This is a genomic window from Pusillimonas noertemannii, assembly GCF_003096595.1.
GTDB classification, from domain to species: domain Bacteria; phylum Pseudomonadota; class Gammaproteobacteria; order Burkholderiales; family Burkholderiaceae_B; genus Pusillimonas; species Pusillimonas noertemannii.
Window position 1 is genome coordinate 1,279,795 of record NZ_QEKO01000001.1, and the last position, 18,085, is coordinate 1,297,879.

Annotated in this window: 16 protein-coding genes and 1 tRNA gene; 9 read left to right on the forward strand and 8 right to left on the reverse strand. The window is 60.6% G+C overall.

Translation table 11 applies throughout. The features are described 5' to 3' along the window. Positions 1–173 precede the first annotated feature (173 nt). The 6 genes from C7440_RS06195 to C7440_RS06220 all read left to right on the forward strand — a co-directional run bounded on the left by C7440_RS06195 (position 174) and on the right by C7440_RS06220 (position 6,331). Positions 174–1,571 (forward strand): efflux transporter outer membrane subunit, encoded by a 1,398-nt coding sequence (locus C7440_RS06195; protein WP_116517805.1) that lies wholly within the window; start codon positions 174–176, stop codon positions 1,569–1,571. A gap of 16 nt (positions 1,572–1,587) precedes the next feature. After that, entirely contained in the window at positions 1,588–2,784 is a 1,197-nt protein-coding gene (locus C7440_RS06200) for an HlyD/EmrA/EmrK family protein (protein ID WP_026067927.1), read from the forward strand. A gap of 2 nt (positions 2,785–2,786) precedes the next feature. Then, positions 2,787–4,370, forward strand: a complete 1,584-nt coding sequence (locus C7440_RS06205) for a DHA2 family efflux MFS transporter permease subunit (RefSeq protein ID WP_116517806.1) — start codon at positions 2,787–2,789, stop codon at positions 4,368–4,370. Between the two features lie 254 nt (positions 4,371–4,624). Then, positions 4,625–5,578: an arsenic resistance protein gene (locus C7440_RS06210; protein WP_116517807.1), complete on the forward strand. Its 954-nt coding sequence runs from the start codon at positions 4,625–4,627 to the stop codon at positions 5,576–5,578. A 350-nt stretch (positions 5,579–5,928) separates the two neighbouring features. Continuing rightward, positions 5,929–6,201, forward strand: coding sequence for an I78 family peptidase inhibitor (locus C7440_RS06215; RefSeq protein WP_017524386.1), 273 nt, complete (start codon positions 5,929–5,931; stop codon positions 6,199–6,201). A 54-nt stretch (positions 6,202–6,255) separates the two neighbouring features. After that, positions 6,256–6,331, forward strand: a tRNA-Asn gene (locus tag C7440_RS06220). A gap of 99 nt (positions 6,332–6,430) precedes the next feature. Here C7440_RS06220 and C7440_RS20055 read toward each other — a convergent pair. The 7 genes from C7440_RS20055 to C7440_RS06250 form a co-directional block, all read right to left on the reverse strand. Then, on the reverse strand, positions 6,431–6,664 hold the full coding sequence (locus C7440_RS20055; RefSeq protein ID WP_243410831.1) for a hypothetical protein: 234 nt from the start codon (positions 6,662–6,664) through the stop codon (positions 6,431–6,433). A 153-nt stretch (positions 6,665–6,817) separates the two neighbouring features. Continuing rightward, the gene (locus tag C7440_RS06230; protein ID WP_017524388.1) at positions 6,818–7,192 is read right to left on the reverse strand and encodes a hypothetical protein; all 375 of its coding nucleotides are present in this window, start codon (positions 7,190–7,192) and stop codon (positions 6,818–6,820) included. Between the two features lie 11 nt (positions 7,193–7,203). After that, the gene (locus C7440_RS06235; RefSeq protein WP_017524389.1) at positions 7,204–7,392 is read right to left on the reverse strand and encodes a CsbD family protein; all 189 of its coding nucleotides are present in this window, start codon (positions 7,390–7,392) and stop codon (positions 7,204–7,206) included. Between the two features lie 146 nt (positions 7,393–7,538). Next, the gene (locus tag C7440_RS19805) at positions 7,539–7,688 is read right to left on the reverse strand and encodes a hypothetical protein (RefSeq protein ID WP_017524390.1); all 150 of its coding nucleotides are present in this window, start codon (positions 7,686–7,688) and stop codon (positions 7,539–7,541) included. A 98-nt stretch (positions 7,689–7,786) separates the two neighbouring features. Beyond that, entirely contained in the window at positions 7,787–7,966 is a 180-nt protein-coding gene (locus C7440_RS19720; protein ID WP_133244270.1) for a hypothetical protein, read from the reverse strand. 299 nt (positions 7,967–8,265) lie between these two features. After that, entirely contained in the window at positions 8,266–8,457 is a 192-nt protein-coding gene (locus C7440_RS06240) for a hypothetical protein (RefSeq protein WP_017524391.1), read from the reverse strand. A 483-nt stretch (positions 8,458–8,940) separates the two neighbouring features. After that, complete coding sequence (locus C7440_RS06250; RefSeq protein ID WP_207775381.1) at positions 8,941–9,156, reverse strand: hypothetical protein; 216 nt, start codon at positions 9,154–9,156, stop codon at positions 8,941–8,943. A gap of 600 nt (positions 9,157–9,756) precedes the next feature. Here C7440_RS06250 and C7440_RS06255 point away from each other — a divergent pair. The 3 genes from C7440_RS06255 to alkB all read left to right on the forward strand — a co-directional run bounded on the left by C7440_RS06255 (position 9,757) and on the right by alkB (position 17,603). Continuing rightward, positions 9,757–15,486 (forward strand): autotransporter domain-containing protein, encoded by a 5,730-nt coding sequence (locus C7440_RS06255; protein WP_165832459.1) that lies wholly within the window; start codon positions 9,757–9,759, stop codon positions 15,484–15,486. 218 nt (positions 15,487–15,704) lie between these two features. Further along, positions 15,705–16,820 carry a 5-methyltetrahydropteroyltriglutamate--homocysteine S-methyltransferase gene (locus C7440_RS06260; RefSeq protein ID WP_116517810.1) on the forward strand — a complete coding sequence of 372 codons (1,116 nt, stop codon included), beginning with the start codon at positions 15,705–15,707 and terminating at the stop codon, positions 16,818–16,820. A 135-nt stretch (positions 16,821–16,955) separates the two neighbouring features. Then, positions 16,956–17,603 carry a DNA oxidative demethylase AlkB gene (gene alkB, locus C7440_RS06265; RefSeq protein ID WP_116517811.1) on the forward strand — a complete coding sequence of 216 codons (648 nt, stop codon included), beginning with the start codon at positions 16,956–16,958 and terminating at the stop codon, positions 17,601–17,603. 67 nt (positions 17,604–17,670) lie between these two features. Here alkB and C7440_RS06270 read toward each other — a convergent pair whose 3' ends face one another. Beyond that, entirely contained in the window at positions 17,671–18,045 is a 375-nt protein-coding gene (locus C7440_RS06270) for a SirB2 family protein (protein WP_116517812.1), read from the reverse strand. Positions 18,046–18,085: the final 40 nt, after the last annotated feature.

Consider the following 18,085-nt stretch of genomic DNA (forward strand, 5'->3'; position numbering starts at 1 on the left):
ACCAGAGGCATTGACCTTGCTGGGAACGTAGGAATGTTCGATACGGCGGCCGGGCGCTTGTCCGACGGGGCCGAATTTCTATATAATAGCTGCCTAGGCAGTTACTAACTAGGCAGCTATATTCAGCTTGTTGTCAGCATGCAGCGCGAATCACCTGCCTTTGCAAGGCAATCATGAAAGCCCTTTTATCTTTGTTGCTGGCCACCGCCCTGGCGGGTTGTGCGGCCATGGACGCAGGCGAGCCCGGCACGGTCCAGCTGGATGCTGCCCGCCTGGGTCTGCAAGATCACGCAATCGACTGGCCCTCGGATCATTGGTGGGCACGCTACGGCGACGAGCAATTGAGCGGCCTGGTCGAAGAAGCCCTGGCCGGCAGCCCTTCTATGGATGCGGCCCGGGCCAGGCTGGATGCCGCGAACGCGGCAGTGCGCGGGGCGCGCGCCGTGCGCCTGCCCCAGGCCGACGCAGGCCTGAATGTGACGCGGCAGCGTTTCTCCGAGAACTACATCTACCCGCCGCCCTATGGCGGCTCGATGCTGACCGATGCCAATCTGCGTGTCGACGTGGGCCTGGACCTTGACCTGTGGGGCCGCAACCGATCCCGGTTCGCGGCGGCCGTATCCAGCAGCGAAGCCGCCAGGGCCGACCTGGAGATGGCGCGCAACACTTTGATCAGCGCGGTGGTGCAAAGCTACTACAAGCTGCAGAATGCGCTGTCGCAGCAAGCCGTGCTCGAGGAAATCGCCGGGCAGCAGCAGAAGGTGCTGGACATTACCCGCGAACGCGTCGGCGCGGGCTTGGATACCGAGATCGAGGCCAAGCAGGCCGAATCGGCCGTGGCGTCGGCGCGTGTGCAATGGAGCCAGGCCGCCGCCAACGCCCAATTGCTTCGCAACCAGCTTGCGGCACTGCTGGGCGAAGGCCCCGGGCGCGGCGGCGGCATCGAACGGGTGGCGCTGGACGCCATGCCTGCCCAGGTGCCCTCCGAACTGCCCCTGGAATTGCTTTCGCGCCGCCCCGACCTGATCGCCGCGCGTGAGCGCGTGCTGGCCGCCACCAGCGAGGTGTCGGCCGCCAAGGCCGAGTTCTATCCGAATGTGAACCTTGCGGCTTTTGCGGGTTTCATGTCATTGGGGCTGGACAGCCTGTTGCAGGGCGGCAGCAAGACTTATGGCGTGGGGCCGGCCATTTCGCTGCCCATTTTCCATGGCGGCTCGCTGAACGCACAGTTGGACCGGCGCCGGGCCGAGCGCGACCTGGCCATCGCCGACTACAACCAGGCCCTGCTGACGGCCGTGCGCGAAGCGGCCGATGCGGTGGCGTCCATCCAGGCGCTGCAAGGCCAGGCCGTCGACCAGGCCAGAAGCCTGGACGCCATTGCCTCGGCCTACCAGCTTGCCATCAACCGCTATCGCTCGGGGCTGGGCAATTTCATACAGGTATTGCTGGCGCAGAACGAAGTGCAGAAGCAGTCCATCCTGGCCGCGGACCTGCGCGCCCGCGCCTACGAACTGGACGCGCAACTTGCCACCGCCCTGGGCGGCGGCTATGTCAACACGGCCACACATTGAGTCACGAGAAACATTCATGAGAGTCAAGGGAAACCCGGCGTCCAGACGCCAATCGCTATTGATCATCGCCACCCTGGTCTTTGTGGCCCTGGGCATCGTCTATGCCCTGTGGTGGTGGCTGTACGCCTCGCATTTCGAGGACACCGACAACGCCTATGTGCAGGGCAACCTGGTTCAGGTCACCGCCCAGATACCGGGCACGGTGGTGGCCATCGGGGCCGATGAGACCGAACTCGTCCAGCGCGGCGCCGAATTGATCACGCTGGACGGGGGCGACACCGGCCTGGCCTTGCGCAAGGCGCAGGCGGGCCTTGCCCAGGCCCTGCGCCAGACGCGCGGGCTGTTCGCACAGAACGACGCATTGCGCGCCGACATCGAGGCGCGCGACGCGGACGTGGAGCGGGCACAAGCCGATCTGTCCAAGGCGCAGAGCGACCTGAAGCGGCGCCAGGCGCTGGCCAAATCGGGCGGCGTAAGCGGCGAAGAAATCCTGCATGCGCAGACAGCCGTGAAGGCCGCGCAGTCGGGTCTGTCGCAGGCGCGTGCGGCCCTGGCGGTTTCAAAGGCCCAGCTGGAAACCAACCTGGCCCGCACCGCCGGCACGTCGGTGGAGCATCATCCCGATGTCGAACTTGCGGCCGACCAGCTTCGCGAGGCCTTGCTGGCCAGTTCCCGCACGCGCATTCGCGCCCCGGTGGACGGCATGATTGCGGCGCGCTCGGTGCAAGTGGGCCAGCACGTTGCGCCGGGCTCCGCCCTGATGACCATCGTGCCGCTCGACCAGTTGTGGGTCGAAGCCAATTTCAAGGAGGTCCAGCTGCGGCGCATGAAGCCGGGCCAGAAGGTGACGCTTACGGCCGACCTGTACGGCGACGACGTGGTATATCACGGCTATGTGCAGGGGCTGGCTGCCGGCACGGGCGCCGTCTTCTCGCTGCTTCCCGCCCAGAACGCCAGCGGCAACTGGATCAAGGTGGTTCAGCGCCTACCCGTGCGCATCGTGCTTGACCCCGAGGAAGTCGCCAAGCATCCCCTGCGGGTGGGGCTTTCCATGCAGGCCGAAGTCGATCTGCGCGATCCGGCTGAAGAAGACACGCAAAAAGCGCAGGCCATTGCCGACGCGAGCAGCTTGCGCACATCTGTCTTCGATGAACCGGTCGAAGGGGCCGACGCGATGATTTCCAAGATTATCCAAGACAATAGCGGTTCCTGATCATGCCGGAAAAAGAAGACGCCGCACCGGAATCGTCCCGTCCCGCGCACGCCGCCCATCCGCCGTTGGAGGGCAGGGCGCGCACCATGGGAACGATCGCGCTCTCGGCCGCGGTGTTCATGAACGTGCTGGACTCATCCATCGCCAACGTGTCCATTCCGACGATTGCGGGCGACCTGGGCGTGAGCGCGACGCAGGGCACCTGGGTCATTACCTCGTTTGCAGTGGCCAATGCCGTGACGGTGCCGCTGACCGGCTGGCTGACGCAGCGTTTCGGCCAGGTCAGGCTGTTCGTGCTGTCGGTGCTGCTGTTCGTGCTTTCTTCCTGGCTGTGCGGTTTCTCGTGGTCGCTCGAATCGCTGGTGTTCGCGCGCATTCTGCAGGGGGCGGTTGCCGGCCCTTTGATTCCGCTGTCGCAATCATTGATGCTGAGCTCGTATCCCCGGCACAAGGCGGGCATGGCGCTGGCATTGTGGTCCATGACCATATTGGTGGGGCCGGTGGTGGGGCCCTTGCTGGGGGGCTGGATTTCGGACAATTACTCCTGGCCGTGGATTTTCTACATCAACGTGCCGGTGGGCCTTGTGTCGGGCTGGGCCGCCTGGCAGATCTACAAGGAAAGAGATTCGGTGCGGACCAAGCTGCCCATCGACACCATGGGCCTGGTGTTGCTGCTGGTCTGGGTGGGCGCCTTGCAGCTGATGCTGGACAAGGGCAAGGAACTCGACTGGTTCGCCAGCACACAGATTGTCGTGCTTGCGGTAACGGCCGTGGTGGCCTGCACCTTCTTCATCATCTGGGAACTGACCGCCGAGCATCCCGTGGTGGACCTCAGCCTGTTCAAGTTCCGCAACTTCACGGCGGGCGTCATTACCATTTCGGTCGGCTATGGCGTGTTCTTCGGCACCGTGGTGCTGCTGCCGCTATGGATGCAGAGCACCCTGGGCTATACGGCCACCGATGCCGGCATCGCCTCGGCGCCGGTGGGCATACTGGCCATCATCATTTCGCCCATCGTGGGCAAGATGCTGGCCAGGCACGATCCGCGCATCATCGCCACCGTCGCCTTCCTGATCTTTTCATGGATCAGCTTCATGCGCGCCGATTTCAGCACCGACGTGGATATTGGCACCATCATGCTGCCCACCTTCGTACAGGGGGCGGCCATGGCCACCTTCTTCATTCCGCTGACCACCGTGTCGCTGTCGGGGCTCGATCCCCACCGCATACCGGCCGCGGCCGGGCTGTCGAACTTCGTGCGCCTGGTGTTCGGGGCCTTCGGCACCTCTATCACCACCACTTTGTGGGAGAACCGGGCCAGCCTGCATCACGCGCAGCTGACCGAGATAGCGCGCCCGGGAGAGCCCGCCTTCGACGCCGCCATGGCGGGCCTGGCGCAAAAGGGGCTGGACCCGCAGCAGGGCGCGGCCCTGGTAGACCAGTTGATCAACAAGCAGGCCTTCACGCTTTCGGCGACCGATATTTTCTATGCCTCGGGCGTGCTGTTCCTGGTAATGATCGCGCTGATATGGGTGACCAAGCCCAAGATAGGCAAGGCCAGCGACGCTGCCGCGGGGGCGCATTAGGCATTGGCCTGGTAAAGGAATGACGCATGGGCCCCGGCGTGTCGCGGCACGCCGGCCGGCGACGTGGCTGCGTTCCGTCGGCCGCTTTCCGCGGCCCGCTGCCCGGCAACCTGGTCTCGAGACTCGTTCCGCATCGCTAAACCGCCGATATTTTGGATAAACTCGAGCGCATCGTTGGGTATTCATTAAAAAGGGCGAGCGCGAGCGCGCATGAACAAGACCAATCACTTCGGCGGGCAGGGGACGTGACCCCAATGAACCGCGATGCCCTGGAGCGGCATCAGGCCTGGGTCTACCTGGCCGCCATCCTGATCGGCCTGATGGCGGGATCGAGCTTTCCGCAGGCCGGGCCCCTATTCGAACAACTGCTCTGGCCCACGCTGGTCGTGCTGCTGTACGCGACCTTCCTGCAGATGCCCCTGGTGCGCCTGAAACTGGCCTTGCGCGACAGGCGTTTCACCGCTGCCATGCTGCTGGGCAATTTTATTGTGCTGCCTGCCCTGGTGTGGGGCATGGTCGAGCTATTCGGTTTTGATTCGATTACCCGGCTGGGCGTGTTGCTGGTGCTGCTTGTGCCATGCACCGACTGGTTCATTACCTTCAGCCAGTTGGGCAAGGGCGATACGCCCAGGGCCGTGGCCGCCACGCCGCTCAACCTTGCCCTGCAACTGCTTCTTCTGCCTGTGTATCTTTGGCTCATGGCCGATTCCGCCAGCCTTGCCCGTTGGGAAGTGAGCAATCTGCTGCCTGCGGTGTTCGTCGTGCTTGCGCCCCTTGCGGCGGCGGTAGCCACCGAGATCGCGATCAACAGGCATCCCAAGCTGGAACGGGCAAGGAGCGTGGCCGCTTGGGGCCCGGTGCCGCTGTTGGGCCTTACCGTATTTTTCATCGCTGCAGCCCATGCGGGCGCCGTGGCGCAAGCGGCCGTGCAACTGGCCGGCGTCGTGCCCGCCTTCGTGCTTTTCCTGGTGCTGGCCGCGCTGCTGGCCAAGTTCCTGGCTCGATTGTTCGGCCTGCCCGCGGACCAGGGCCGTACCCTGGCCTTCAGTTTCGGCACCCGCAATTCCTTTGTCGTCCTGCCCCTGGCGCTTTCCCTTCCCGCCGGCTGGGAAACCGCCGCGCTCGTCATCGTCGCCCAGTCGCTGGTCGAGTTGTTCGGCATGGTGGCGTATTTGTGGGTGGTGCCCAGGCGGCTGTTTCCAGAATGAAGCGGTGCGCCGGGCCCGATGAGGCGTTTGCCCAGGAAAGAGACCCCACGCTGCGCAGGTTGGCACCTGCTTGCTCATTGAAAACACCCAAAAGTTAGGACAGTGTCCAACTTTTTTGGGGTGCAGCTCACCCCCGAGGAGGCCGTTTTTGCTTTGGGGCGGCCGGCAGCAAAAAAGAGCCCCCGGGAAGGGGGCTTAAACAGACAAAGCAACGGGGTTAGGGCAGCCAGGCACTCATCCGGCCGCCGAATCTGGCATAGCAAGAAACATGCCCGGACTGCGCCATAAATGGATACAAGCTTGCATTGGGTTTGCTTGCATAATGGAGCCGTCCAACCCAAGGAGTGACCGTGAAAAACATCGCCATTGCCGCTTCCGTGCTTTTGCTCGCAGCATGCCAGAGCCCCACCACACCAACCTCGTCCCAGGCCGACGATGAATGCGGCGCCCAGAGCCGCCAGCACCTGGTTGGAACGCCCGAGTCCGATCTTGATCGATCCACGCTGCCCGAATTCAACAGGGTGCTGCACCCCAATACCCCGGCCACCATGGACTACAGGCCCGATCGCTTGAACGTGCTGGTAGATGACAATGGAAAGATCGAGCGGGTGAGCTGCGGTTAAGCTGCCTGAACTTGCGTAACAAGAAAAAAATATGCTATAGTTTTTCTTCTTTGATCCCCGATAGCTCAGTCGGTAGAGCGACGGACTGTTAATCCGCAGGTCACTGGTTCGAACCCAGTTCGGGGAGCCACCGAATACCAAAGAAATCAAGCCCTTAGCGTGTTATGCGCCAAGGGCTTTTTTCTTGGTATGAGACGGTTTATGAGACACCGTCGCATATCCAGTACTTTCAGGCCCCGATCTTCAGGTTGTTTGAAGCGACCGTTTCCCGCCAGCGGCTCTTGACGTAGATTTCAGGGGTGGCCTTGTCCTTGTGTCCGCACAGGGCCTGAATACGCTCGATGCGGACGCCGGCCAGCCACATAAGGTACAGAAGCCTCTTAGAGGTCAAAGGCAACAGTGATTTTTCGCCGGCCATGAAGTTTGCCAGACGCGAGGGTGCAAGACTGTACTTGGTCACCATGGGCCACGGCGTGAAAGGCACCATGCTAGAGCATGCAGACTTGCTTTTGGATGCGCCCTATCAAAAGCCTCCTCGCGGGAACGCTGCCTAGAACGAGAGAGTAAAAGAAAAGCCCTCCGAAGAGGGCTATGTAGAGTCTCGGCCTATGCTGGCTTATTTACCATACTTCGTCTTGGCGTCCGCGATGCACTGGTCCTTGGCGTCGCCCGACATGGCATCGCATTTTTCTTTAGCAACCTTATAGTTCGCGTCGCGCTTTTCTTCCGTGGCGTCATGGCGAGCTTCAGCAGACTTCTTGCCTGCCTTTGCGTCTGCCTGCGCGGCATCACGCTGTGCCTTTGCCTCTTTCTCGCAGACGTCTTTGTCGTTGCCGCTCATTCCATCGCAGTGCTTCATTGCGGCGTCATATTGGGCGTCGATCTGATCATCGGTTTGCACCTGTGCTGCGCCGGCTGATGTGGCCAACGCGATGAACAGGGGAGCAGAGGCAATAGCGATGAGACGCTTCAGGCTTTTTGTGTTTTGCATAGCATCGATCCTTATTTGTTTGTTTTGACTGCGTCACGAACCGCTTCTTTAGCGTCTCCAACTTTACGTTGGGCGGTGCCTACGTTCTTCTCTACCTTTCCTTCAACCTCTGTTTTGGGGTTGTCGGTGGCTTTTCCGAATGCCTCCTTGATGCCGCCTTTCACTTCCTTGGCTGCGCCTTTAACTTGGTCTTTATCCATGTGTATCTCCGGTTTATTGGCCTAGTGGCCAGCGCAGATAGCTTGGCAAGAAGCGTGCCCGGTGTTGAAAAGAGAGACAAAAGAAAACCCGCCTGAGCGGGTTTCTAATATCCCCTTATAGGAAGGGGTGCGCGCGATTACTGCGATTACTTCTTATCTTCGTGCTGCGGTCCGGGCTTTTGCCCGGATTGGCCTTGATCGGGCTTGTGCCCGCCTTGTTGCTGATTGGATTTGTTCTGATCTTGCTGGCCGGAGGCTTGCTGTTTTCCAGGCTGGTTCGATTGGTTTTGTGTCATGGTGGTGCTCCAGGGGGTGTCCGCGCCTCTCAGAATGATTAGCTACGACTTTGTTCGGTTAGAGTAGGGCAGCAGGTCTGCCGGGCCGTACTGCTGCTTTAATAAGGCAGGCCGGGATATTTTTCTTTCATCAAGCGAAGTACTCGGCGGCGAACTTGCGCCCGCCTTTTGCTGTGGCCGATTTCATCGAATGGCGATGGCGGGGGAGGCGGCCAGTCCATGTTGACTGCCTTCAATCCGGGCGTCGGGAACCGCAGGACATTGAGGTTATTCGTCATAAGAACTCCAAGAGCATCCTAGCGGGTCCGCATAATGGCTGGGCTAGGACTATTTCCCTTGGCGGATCATTGCGGCCTCGATGAAGCCGGTGCGCAAAGGGCGCATGTGGGGTGCACGCTTTAAGAGGGGAAGGAAGGTCGGCTGGGTGTGTCGTGGTGTGTCGCCGCTTCCTTAGCTGATAAATTCAGTGTGGGGCCCGCAGCGAATTAAAGATAGCGTTACTTTGTATCTCTTGTTACCGGCAAAAGAAAACCCGGCGCGAGGCCGGGTTGAGGGGTTGAGGTTGACGCGTTAGCGTTTATGCCATTTCTACGCCGTTCTCTTCTTCGCCATAGTGCTCAATCTTTTTGGTGGAGATTTTAGACGTCCAGCCTTTCCCTGTATCTTTCATTACGAAATTGATGGCGCGCTCTACATCGTTCATTGCGTGAATGATGTTTTTGACCTTTTCGTTGCCGTCGGCATGCGCTGCGTAGAGAACGCGTAGCATTTGATCGGCGAATTTCGGGACATTGCTGGACCTTTCCCACCCGCAATAGATTGATCTGAACGCCCTGTCGCCTTGCCAAGTCCTGCTTGTGACATCAGCATTGCTTGCCGCCAATAGCGAAATTCAGTACCCGATCCCGCCTCTTGCTATCCCGCCAAATCCAAGCCGGTGGGCCGGCCAGTTCAGTAACCGAGCCTGCGAGGGCTCAGGGAGCATGGCAGGCCAAACAGCACCATTGACATCCATTGATCCGATGCCAGGAAGGGCGAAGCTGCCGGGCTTTCGCCATAGCGCTCTCACAGGACGAATGCAGGTCCAAGCTGATTTGGTTCGCGGAGTGCGGCATGAATGCGCACCCTGCCGTCCGGTTGTGAACGTCATAATCTCCGTTGGGTAAACGGCCGTTGTCTAGGATGAAGTGTGGCATTGTCGCTCCCGTGAGTGCGTTCCTCCCTTTCTACGCCTTTACAAGCGAACATCAAACTAAATTCTTACGCTTCGCGGGGGTAATGCCTCAATGGTGTCGTGCTGGCCAATGGCGGCGCGGCGGTCCATGTCGATCTTGGCATTCAGGGCCACCTGCCTGAGCAAGGCTGCAGGTTCCCGAATGACTTGCCCGGCCTGCTGCATGGCCAGCACGCGCACATAACTTTCCTGAGCCATGTCGGCCGCCATGTCGCGGTCTCGCACCTTGCGCATGCAGAAGTTCAGCAGATCTCTGTAATGGCGGGCTAACACGGTTCAGTCAAAGTCATGCACAAACGACGTTACCCGGCGTGCGTATGCGGCGATGTTTTGCGGCTGAATCTGTAGCGCGGATAGGTAGCGAACGAGCGGGTGATTGATCATTATATCGCAACAATGCGAATAATTCTCATATAGAAACACAGGCCATGAGCTGCTCGTCCGCCTTGGCGATGCGCCAGGCCGGTATGGGCGGCTACCGGCGTCATACTCGGGCTGCCGCTAAATAGCGAACGCATTGCGAAACCGCCTCGTTTGCCAGATACACCTTGGCTATTGCCAGGTCGGGCAGCATAACGCCTAGCTGCGCCCGTTTATATGGCGTCTGCGCAACATAAATACATTAAAGAAATTAAAGGCTAGCGCTGGAAGAAAATTTTTGTTTCATTTCGGTTTGGTAATCCATATAATGTGTTGAAACGTAACATAATTAGAACATTGTTAACTTTATAAGTTGATGTTTTAAAAGACAAATCAATACAGTGCACCTTTATTCAGCGACTGTATTGAAATATTTCAATGCATCAGAGCAGTTGTCTGCTCAAGGAGTGCCATATGTCCGGCTTCAACGTGTTTAGATCTGTCCCCAAGTTTGCCGTCTCGTCGCTTGCGGCGGCCCTGGTTGCCGCTTTTCCAGCTGCGCATGCAGCAGGCCCCAGCTATGGGCATGGCCATGTAATAAAGACGGGCGATACCAAGGTGCATAAATCAGGAAGGGACTACACCTATCTTGAGGCGGATCGCGGAGGCAAGATCGTCGGCTGGAATGTGGATGTCGACGACCGTCCCGGCACGCTCGTCTATGCCAAGAGGGGCGGTTACATCAGTTTGAAAAACGCGGACATCGAAGCCGAAAACAGCCGCAATGATTCCAGGTCCTCCAAGCAGGGGCCCGCAGTCAAGGCAAGCGGCAGCAGCTTCCATCAGTCCAGCCAAATACGCCTGGAAGACGGCTCAGTAAGAACACATAATCAGAAGTCACCGGCATTGCAGGCCAGCGATGGCGGCACCATACATGTGGACGGCACAAAGCTTCGCACTTCCGGCAAGCAGAGCGATGTGGTCCAGGCCGTTAGCGGCGGGCAAGTCACTCTGCGCGACGCCGATATTCTGAGCACTGGAAGAGAAGCCGACGGCGTCTATGTGGCGGGCCGGAATTCAAAGGTATCCGTCACGGGCTCCGATATTGAAACGCGTGGCAATGGCTCCAACGGCGTAAGCGTCAGGGACGGCGGAAAAGCCAACATTGTGCGCTCAGACATTGAAACGGAAGGCCATGGCTCCGACGGCGTCAATGTTTCTGGCCGCAGGTCTATTGCTTCCATTACATCGTCCGAGATCAGCACGGACGGCTATGGTTCCGACGGTGTCAGTGTCAGCCATGACGGCCGGGCCGACATTGCCCGTTCCCGCATCCGCACAGACGGGCAAAACGCCCATGGCGTCAACGTCAACCGGGGCGGCGCGGCCACAGTTACGCGTTCCCTTATAGACACGGACGGAAATAACGCTGACGGCGTGAATGTATCGGGTGACGACTCCTTGGCTTTCATCAAATCGTCCACGATCAAAACCGATGGCCATGGTTCCGATGGCGTCAACGTCAGCGATGACGGCAAGGCCGTCATTGTCCGTTCCCGTATCTACACGGATGGGAGACATTCTGATGGCGTCAGTGTCAGCAGGGGCGGCGAGGCGCTGGTTCATGAGAGTTTCATCACTACTCTTGATGACGATTCGGCCGGCGTCAATGTGAATCGGGGCGGTGAAGCGCTGGTCAACGAGTCCCTCATCGCCACGCTTGGCGAAGACTCTGTCGGCGTCGACGTCAGCAAGGGTGGCGAGGCGTTGGTCAACAAATCCCTCATCACCACGCTTGGCAAAGACTCTGTCGGTGTCGATGCAAGCGAGGGCGGCGAGGCGCTGGTCAACAAGTCCGCCATCGCCACGCTGGGCAGGAACTCTGTCGGCGTGGATGTAAGCGAGGGTGGCGAGGTGCTGGTCAACAAGTCTGCCATCACCACGCTGGGCAAGAACTCTGTCGGCGTGGATGTAAGCAAGGACGGTGAAGCACTGGTCAACAAATCCCTCATCACCACACTTGGCAAGAACTCCGTCGGCGTCGATGTGAGCGAAGGCGGCGAGGCATTGATCAATAAATCCCTCATCGCCACGCTTGGCGAAGATTCTGTCGGCGTCGATGTGAACCGGGGCGGCGAGGTGTTGGTCAACAAGTCCGCCGTCGCCACGTTGGGCAAAGACTCCGTCGGTGTCGATGTGAGCCGGGGCGGTGAGGCGTTGGTCAACAAATCCCTCATCGCCACGCTTGGCAGGGATTCTGTCGGTGTCGATGTAAGCGAGGGCGGCGAAGCGCTGGTCAACGAATCCGTCGTCGCCACGCTTGGCAAGCGTTCTGTCGGCGTCGATGTGAGCAAGGGCGGTGAGGTGCTGATCAACAAGTCCGCCATCGCCACGCTTGGTGAAGACTCCGCCGGTATCGATGTAAGCAAGGGTGGTCAGGCTCTGGTCAACGAATCCCTCATCGTTGCGCTTGGCGAAGATTCTGTCGGTGTCAATGTTGGCGATGGCGGCCTTGCCGTGCTCATCGACACAAGCGTAAAAACGAAGGAGCATGGTTCGCACAGCCTGGTCGCCTCGGATGAGGGCTCGGTGCTGGTGGGCGACAATGTTCGCATCTCTACAATGGGCAATGGCTCGACCGCAGTCGTGGTTGACGATGGCGCCTTGGCGGTGCTTGCCGATTCCCGTATCCGCACCGATGGACGCAACGCCGACGGTGTCAAGGTCAGCGATGATGGCATGGCCATCATTGCCGATTCTCGTATCTACACAGATGGAAGAAACGCCGACGGTGTAAGGGTTAGCGATGACGGCAAGGCCTTCATTACCGATTCCCGCATCCATACCGATGGCAGAAACGCCGACGGCGTCGACGTCAGCGCCGGCGGCAAGGCCGTCATCAAACGCTCTGTCATCGCCACGGACGGCGATCGCGCCCAGGGTGTCGACGTAAGTGGGGGCGGCAAAGCCATTGTTACGCGTTCCCTTATTGACACTGATGGAAGCAACGCCGACGGCCTGCGCGTCTCGGGCGCCGACTCTGTGGCTTACGTCAAGTCGTCCCGGATCAGGACGGAAGGCTATGGCTCCGATGGTGTCGACGCCCGCGATGGCGGCAAAGTCATCATCACCGATTCCCGCATCCGCACGGAAGGAGAGCGTGCCGATGGCGTCGATATTGAAGCGGGTACGGCTGAGATCAAGTCGTCCAGCATCCAAACGGCGGGGAACGCCTCGGACGGCATCAATGTTGGCGGACAGGGCAGTCTTGTTCTGGAGGACAGCAAGGTCGAAGCGGCTCATGGTGTCGGCGTGGGCGTTTCCGGCAAATCTCAGGCTCTGTTGAAGCTCAGCGAAATACAGGGCGGCAGCACCGGTGTTGCGGTTCAAGGCGGCTCAAGCGTTACCGTAACAGGCAGCGCTGTTTCAGCGGCCAACACCGCATTGTCCATCCAGGGCGCAGGCAGCAAGGCCACCCTGTCGGGATCCGAACTGGCGGCGAACTTCGCCGGCGGCACTGCGCTGGATGTTCATTCGGGCGCCGAGGCTCATTTCGAAAATACCAAGCTGAACGCCCAGGGAACCGGCCTGCGTGCCGATGGCGCAGGCACCAAGGTGTCTGGCGATAAAAGCTCCATCACGGCCGGAACAGCCCCGGGGCAAAACACCCTGCTCGTGGCCCCGCCGACCCCGCCGGCTGCGGCGGTGGCTGTCTCGGCTACCAATGGAGCCCAGGTCAATCTTTCCGCCAGCAATGTGCTTGCTCATGGAAACGAAGGCGTGGCCGCCAAGGCAAAGGGCGGAACATTGTCCATCAAAGGGGGCACGATCAGTGCCACGGGCGCCGGCTCTACGGCTGTTTGGGCAGAGAGCCCGGCCGGCCAAGGGCAGTCGAAAATCAATGTGGCCGGCGCGGCCGTCTCGACCGGCGGGAACGGTGCCGTGGCCGTCAAGGCAACGGGAGGCCACAGCGCCATCCTGGTCGAAAAGGCTTCTTCCATAAGCACCCAGGGGCAAGGAAGCTATGGCTTGTTGTCCGAGCAGGGAGGCTTGATCACCTTGCAAGACAGCAAGGTAAACGTGGCCGGCGCCAATACCGCCGCCGCGCGTGTTCAATCGGTGGTTGCGGATCAAAATGCCGCTTCCCGATTGGTGGTCAAAGGAAGCACGCTGGTCGCCGCGGGCGCCAATGCCACCGGCATCGAGCTCGAGAACAGCGCCCGTGTCACACTGACCGACAGCACGGTCCGTGCAACGGGCGCAAGCATGGTGTCCACGCTTAGCCAGGGCGGGCAGACACAAGACATCGTCGTGGGCAGCGGCGCCACGATGGTGGAAAACAACGGCACCCTGCTGCAGGTCAATCGCAGCGGCGAAGGCGGCAGCAGCAAGGTTCTGCTCGATTTGCAAAACCACTCGGTAACCGCCGGAAACATCATCGATGGCCTGCAGACTGCCTTGACCGGCCAGGGTGGCACGTATGTGACGCTGGGCGCGCTGGCCACTTTCAATGGTTATGTCTCCGGGGTGCGGCAGATCACCACGAAGGGCGGGAATCAAAAGCTGAAGTTCGACGCCGGCAGTACGATGGATGAGCTTTCGATCGACAACCATGCCAGCACCAGCGGCGGAACCATAGACAACCCCATTGTCGTTTATGGCAATGTCTCGGTGGATAATGCCACGCTGGGCGGAAACTGGACCATCCAGGGTGTATTGATCAGCACGAACGGCGGCGTCGTCAGTCCGGGTAATTCCGTGGGTGTGATCAGTGCGAACAGCATCAACTGGGGCCCCGGCACGATTTATCGGGCCGAAATCAACCAGGCCGGCCAAGCCGATCTGATGCAAGTCACAGGCTCCAGCGCCGCCGATATCAGCAACGCCAGTTTGGTGGTCAGCCCCGAGAACGGCGTGGGTGGCTTCCGCTTGGCCCACGACTATACGATTCTGACGGCCAATGGCGGCGTGCAGGGAGAATTCGCAAGCACCGAGTGGACCGGGACGAAGTATCCGCTCATTGCGATGGACACGCTTTACTCGCAGAACGCGGTGGCGGTTCGCATGGACGTCGACAAGCAAGCCTTGAACACCATGGACTTCACGCCCAATCAGCGCTCCGCGGGTTTTGGCGCCGCATCGGTGGTGGGCAAGAACGCCTCGGCCGATGCCGCTTTCTTCTCGTCGAATCCCGCGCAGGCATTTGATCAATTGTCCGGCGAAGTGCATGCGACGGCTCGCTCTTTGCTCTTCTCCGACCTGTTGTCCACCAGCGGTCTCATGCAGTCGCAAATGCGGTCGAACCTGGGCGCCGTCGCGCAGCCTGGCCAGCAGCAGGCTTCCGCAGGGGCGGCCGCCACGGTTGACCGTCCGCTCTGGGTACAGTTGAATGCGGGAAGCCTGCATGCCGACGGCGACGGAAACGCGGCGGATGCGCATCGTTCGAGCACCCGTCTCATGTTCGGCGGCGACAGCGCCGTCGGCGCCGGATGGCGCCTGGGCGCGGCGGGCGCCGTCAGCTCAGGAGACTTCACCGTCGACGGCCGAGGCTCCGATGGCAGGCTCAGCAGCTACACAATGATGCTGTATGGCGGCAATAGCTGGAACCTTGGGGCGGGCAAGCTGAACCTTCTGCTTGGCGGCGGTTATACCAAGCACGATGTGGACACGAAGCGCAATGTGAATGTGGCCAGTGCCCAGACACTACGCGCCGACTATCACGGCTCGACCTGGCAAATGTTCGGTGACCTGGGGTATGCCATTCCTTGGGGCGGAACCCATAACGTCGAGCCGTATGTCAACGTCAGTTGGTTCAACCAGCGCATGGACAGCTTCAATGAAGCGGGTGGAGACGCCGCGCTTCGTTCGGGCTCTGGTTCCAACAGCCTGTCGAGCTACACCCTGGGCCTTCGGTCGGCGCTGGTGTTCCCCGGCACGACCAACGCATTCACCCTTCGCACCAATCTTGCATGGCGCCATGCCGCCGGCGACCGCACGCCGAGCCGCTCGATGTCGTTCATCGAGGGTGCGGGCGGCGCATTCTCGATTGCCGGTGTGCCCATCGCCAAGGACAGCCTCCTGGTGGGCGTAAGTGCCGAGGTAAGCCTGGACGAGCATGCCGCCATGGGGCTGAGCTACACCGGGGAATACGGTTCCGGCTACTCTGACAGCACGGGTTCCTTGTTCTTGAAGCTGCGTTTCTAGCTAGCAGCCTGACGCTCTGCCGGTGCGCGGGGGAAGCCTTTGGCTTCCCCCGCGCATTTTTTTGTGCGCATGCTGTTCAGTACATATCAGTACATAGAAACAGTTCGCGGCGGGCAGCCACGTTTCGCTTCCGATGGCTTCTCTATTAGAATGGGTTGGTTCCCCCGGCGGCTGCGGGCAGGCGCCGGCCTTTCCCACCTTTTCTTGTCACTACCGCCATGACCACACCTCAAATATATCGCGCCGACCAGGTCGGCAGCTTTCTGCGCCCAAAGTATTTGCTGGATGCGCGAGCCCAGTTCGCCAAGGGCGAGATCAACGCCGCGCAGTTGCGCGAAGTCGAAGACAAGGCCATTGCCGAGATCGTCAAGTTCCAGGAAGACGTGGGCCTTAAAACCATTACCGACGGCGAGTTTCGCCGCACTTTCTTCCATGTCGACTTCCTGAAGCAGATCGGGGGCGTGCAAAGCGACGAGCCCTTCGCCTTCCAGAAGCCCGACGGCACGATGGAACTGGCGCCGCCCACCATACGCGTGGTCGACAAGGTGCGGCACGTAAAGGATATTCAAAAAGCCGATTTTGAATACCTGAAGTCGCAGGTTTCAAAGGGCCACACGCCCAAGGTGTGCATTCCTTCGCCCACCATGCTGCATTTCCGCGGCGGACGCGGCGGCATCAGCAAAGAACACTACCCCGAGCTCGATCCGGTTTTCTACCAGGACGTGGCCGACGCCTATGGCGACGAGCTGCGCTCGCTGGCGGCGGCCGGCTGCACCTATGTTCAGATGGACGACACCAACCTGGCGTATCTGTGCGATGAAAACATGCGCGAAGCGGCGCGCAACCGGGGCGACGACCCCAACGAGCTGCCGCACCGCTATGCCAGCTTCATCAATCGCGTGGTTGCGCAGCGGCCCGAGGGCATGACGCTGGGCATACACCTGTGCCGCGGCAACTTCAAAAGCACCCATGCGGCCTCGGGCAATTACGAGCCGGTGGCCGAAGCATTGCTTTCCGAAATGCATGTCGATACCTACTTCCTTGAATACGACGATGAGCGCAGCGGCGATTTCCGTCCGTTGCGCTTCTTGCCCAAGGGCAAGCTGGTGGTGCTTGGCCTGGTCACGACCAAGTTCGGCGCCATGGAATCGAAAGACGACCTCAAGCGCCGCATCGACGAAGCGGCAAAGTACGTACCGCTCGAGCAATTGGCGCTGTCGCCGCAATGCGGCTTTTCAAGCACTGTGCATGGCAACGACATCGCCTTTGAAGACCAGCGCAACAAGCTGCGCCTGGTCATTGAAACCGCGCAAGAGGTTTGGGGCGACGCATAGAGGGGGTATGGGCGGGACGCTCGGGCGCCAAGACTCGGCCCCTGTGCGCCGCGCCGCTCGCCACGCAGTTGCCCCGCTCTGGCCTCCGCTCCGCTCTGGCATGCGCACCTTGCCTGTGCAGCATGAATTTGCAGCATGAATCTTGAACTTTTCGATCCCCCGGCTCTTGAAGGCACCGTGGCATTGGGCCGGCATGCCTTGGTGCTGCGCGGCCTGGCCCTGCCCTGGGTCGAAGACCTCATGCCTGCCTTGCAAGCCCTCGAGCGCGAGTCTCCGTTCCGGAACATGACGACGCGGGGCGGACACACCATGTCGGTTGCCCTGACAAGCTGCGGCGAGCTGGGGTGGGTCAGCGATCGGCGCGGCTATCGCTATGCATCCATCGATCCAGACACCGGCAGGCCCTGGCCCGTCATGCCCGACGCGTTCCGCCGCCTGGCGCGGCACGCTGCGGACAAGGCCGGCCTGGGGCCGTTCGAGCCCGATGCCTGTCTGGTCAATCGCTATGCGCCCGGTTCAAGAATGGGCCTGCATCAGGATTCAAACGAAAAAGACCGCGGCGCGCCTATCGTCTCGGTTTCGCTGGGCATTCCCGCCGTATTTTTGTTTGGCGGCTTTCGCCGCGGCGACAAGGCGCAACGCGTGCCACTGTTTCACGGCGATGTCGTTGTATGGGGCGGCGACGACCGCATGCGATTCCATGGCGTCCTGCCCTTGAAGCCGGCCGAGCATCCACTGCTCGGCCCTTGCCGCATCAACCTGACTTTCAGGAAGGCAGGATAGAAGGGAAACGGCTGCCGTTGCCGCGCGCGGCCATTGCACGGCGGGCGCGGCAACGAGTAACGGCCGTTTAGGCCAGCCACGACATGGGCTGCTTGGTAATGGCCACGCCCACGATATACAGGAAGATAATGACCGCCACAATGGCGGCCACTGCGCGGCCGGCGGGGGTCTTGCCGCGCTTGATGGCCATGGTGCCGACCACTATGTACAGCACCAGGCCCACGATCTTGGCGGCTATCCAGGGCTGGTGCCAGCCCAGCACGCTGGCCAGGTAAATGCCGGCAAGCAGCAAGACGGTGTCGATGATGTGGGGGGCGATGCGGACAAAGCGTGATTGCAGCCGCGGCGAACCCTGCACCGACCAACAGGCGCGTATGATGAAGAACACGATGCTGAGGGCGGCCGCGGTAACGTGAAGGTGCTTGAGATAGAGATAGGTCATGGGTGCATTCAAGAAGTGGGCGGCCGCGTCGCGGCGGGTG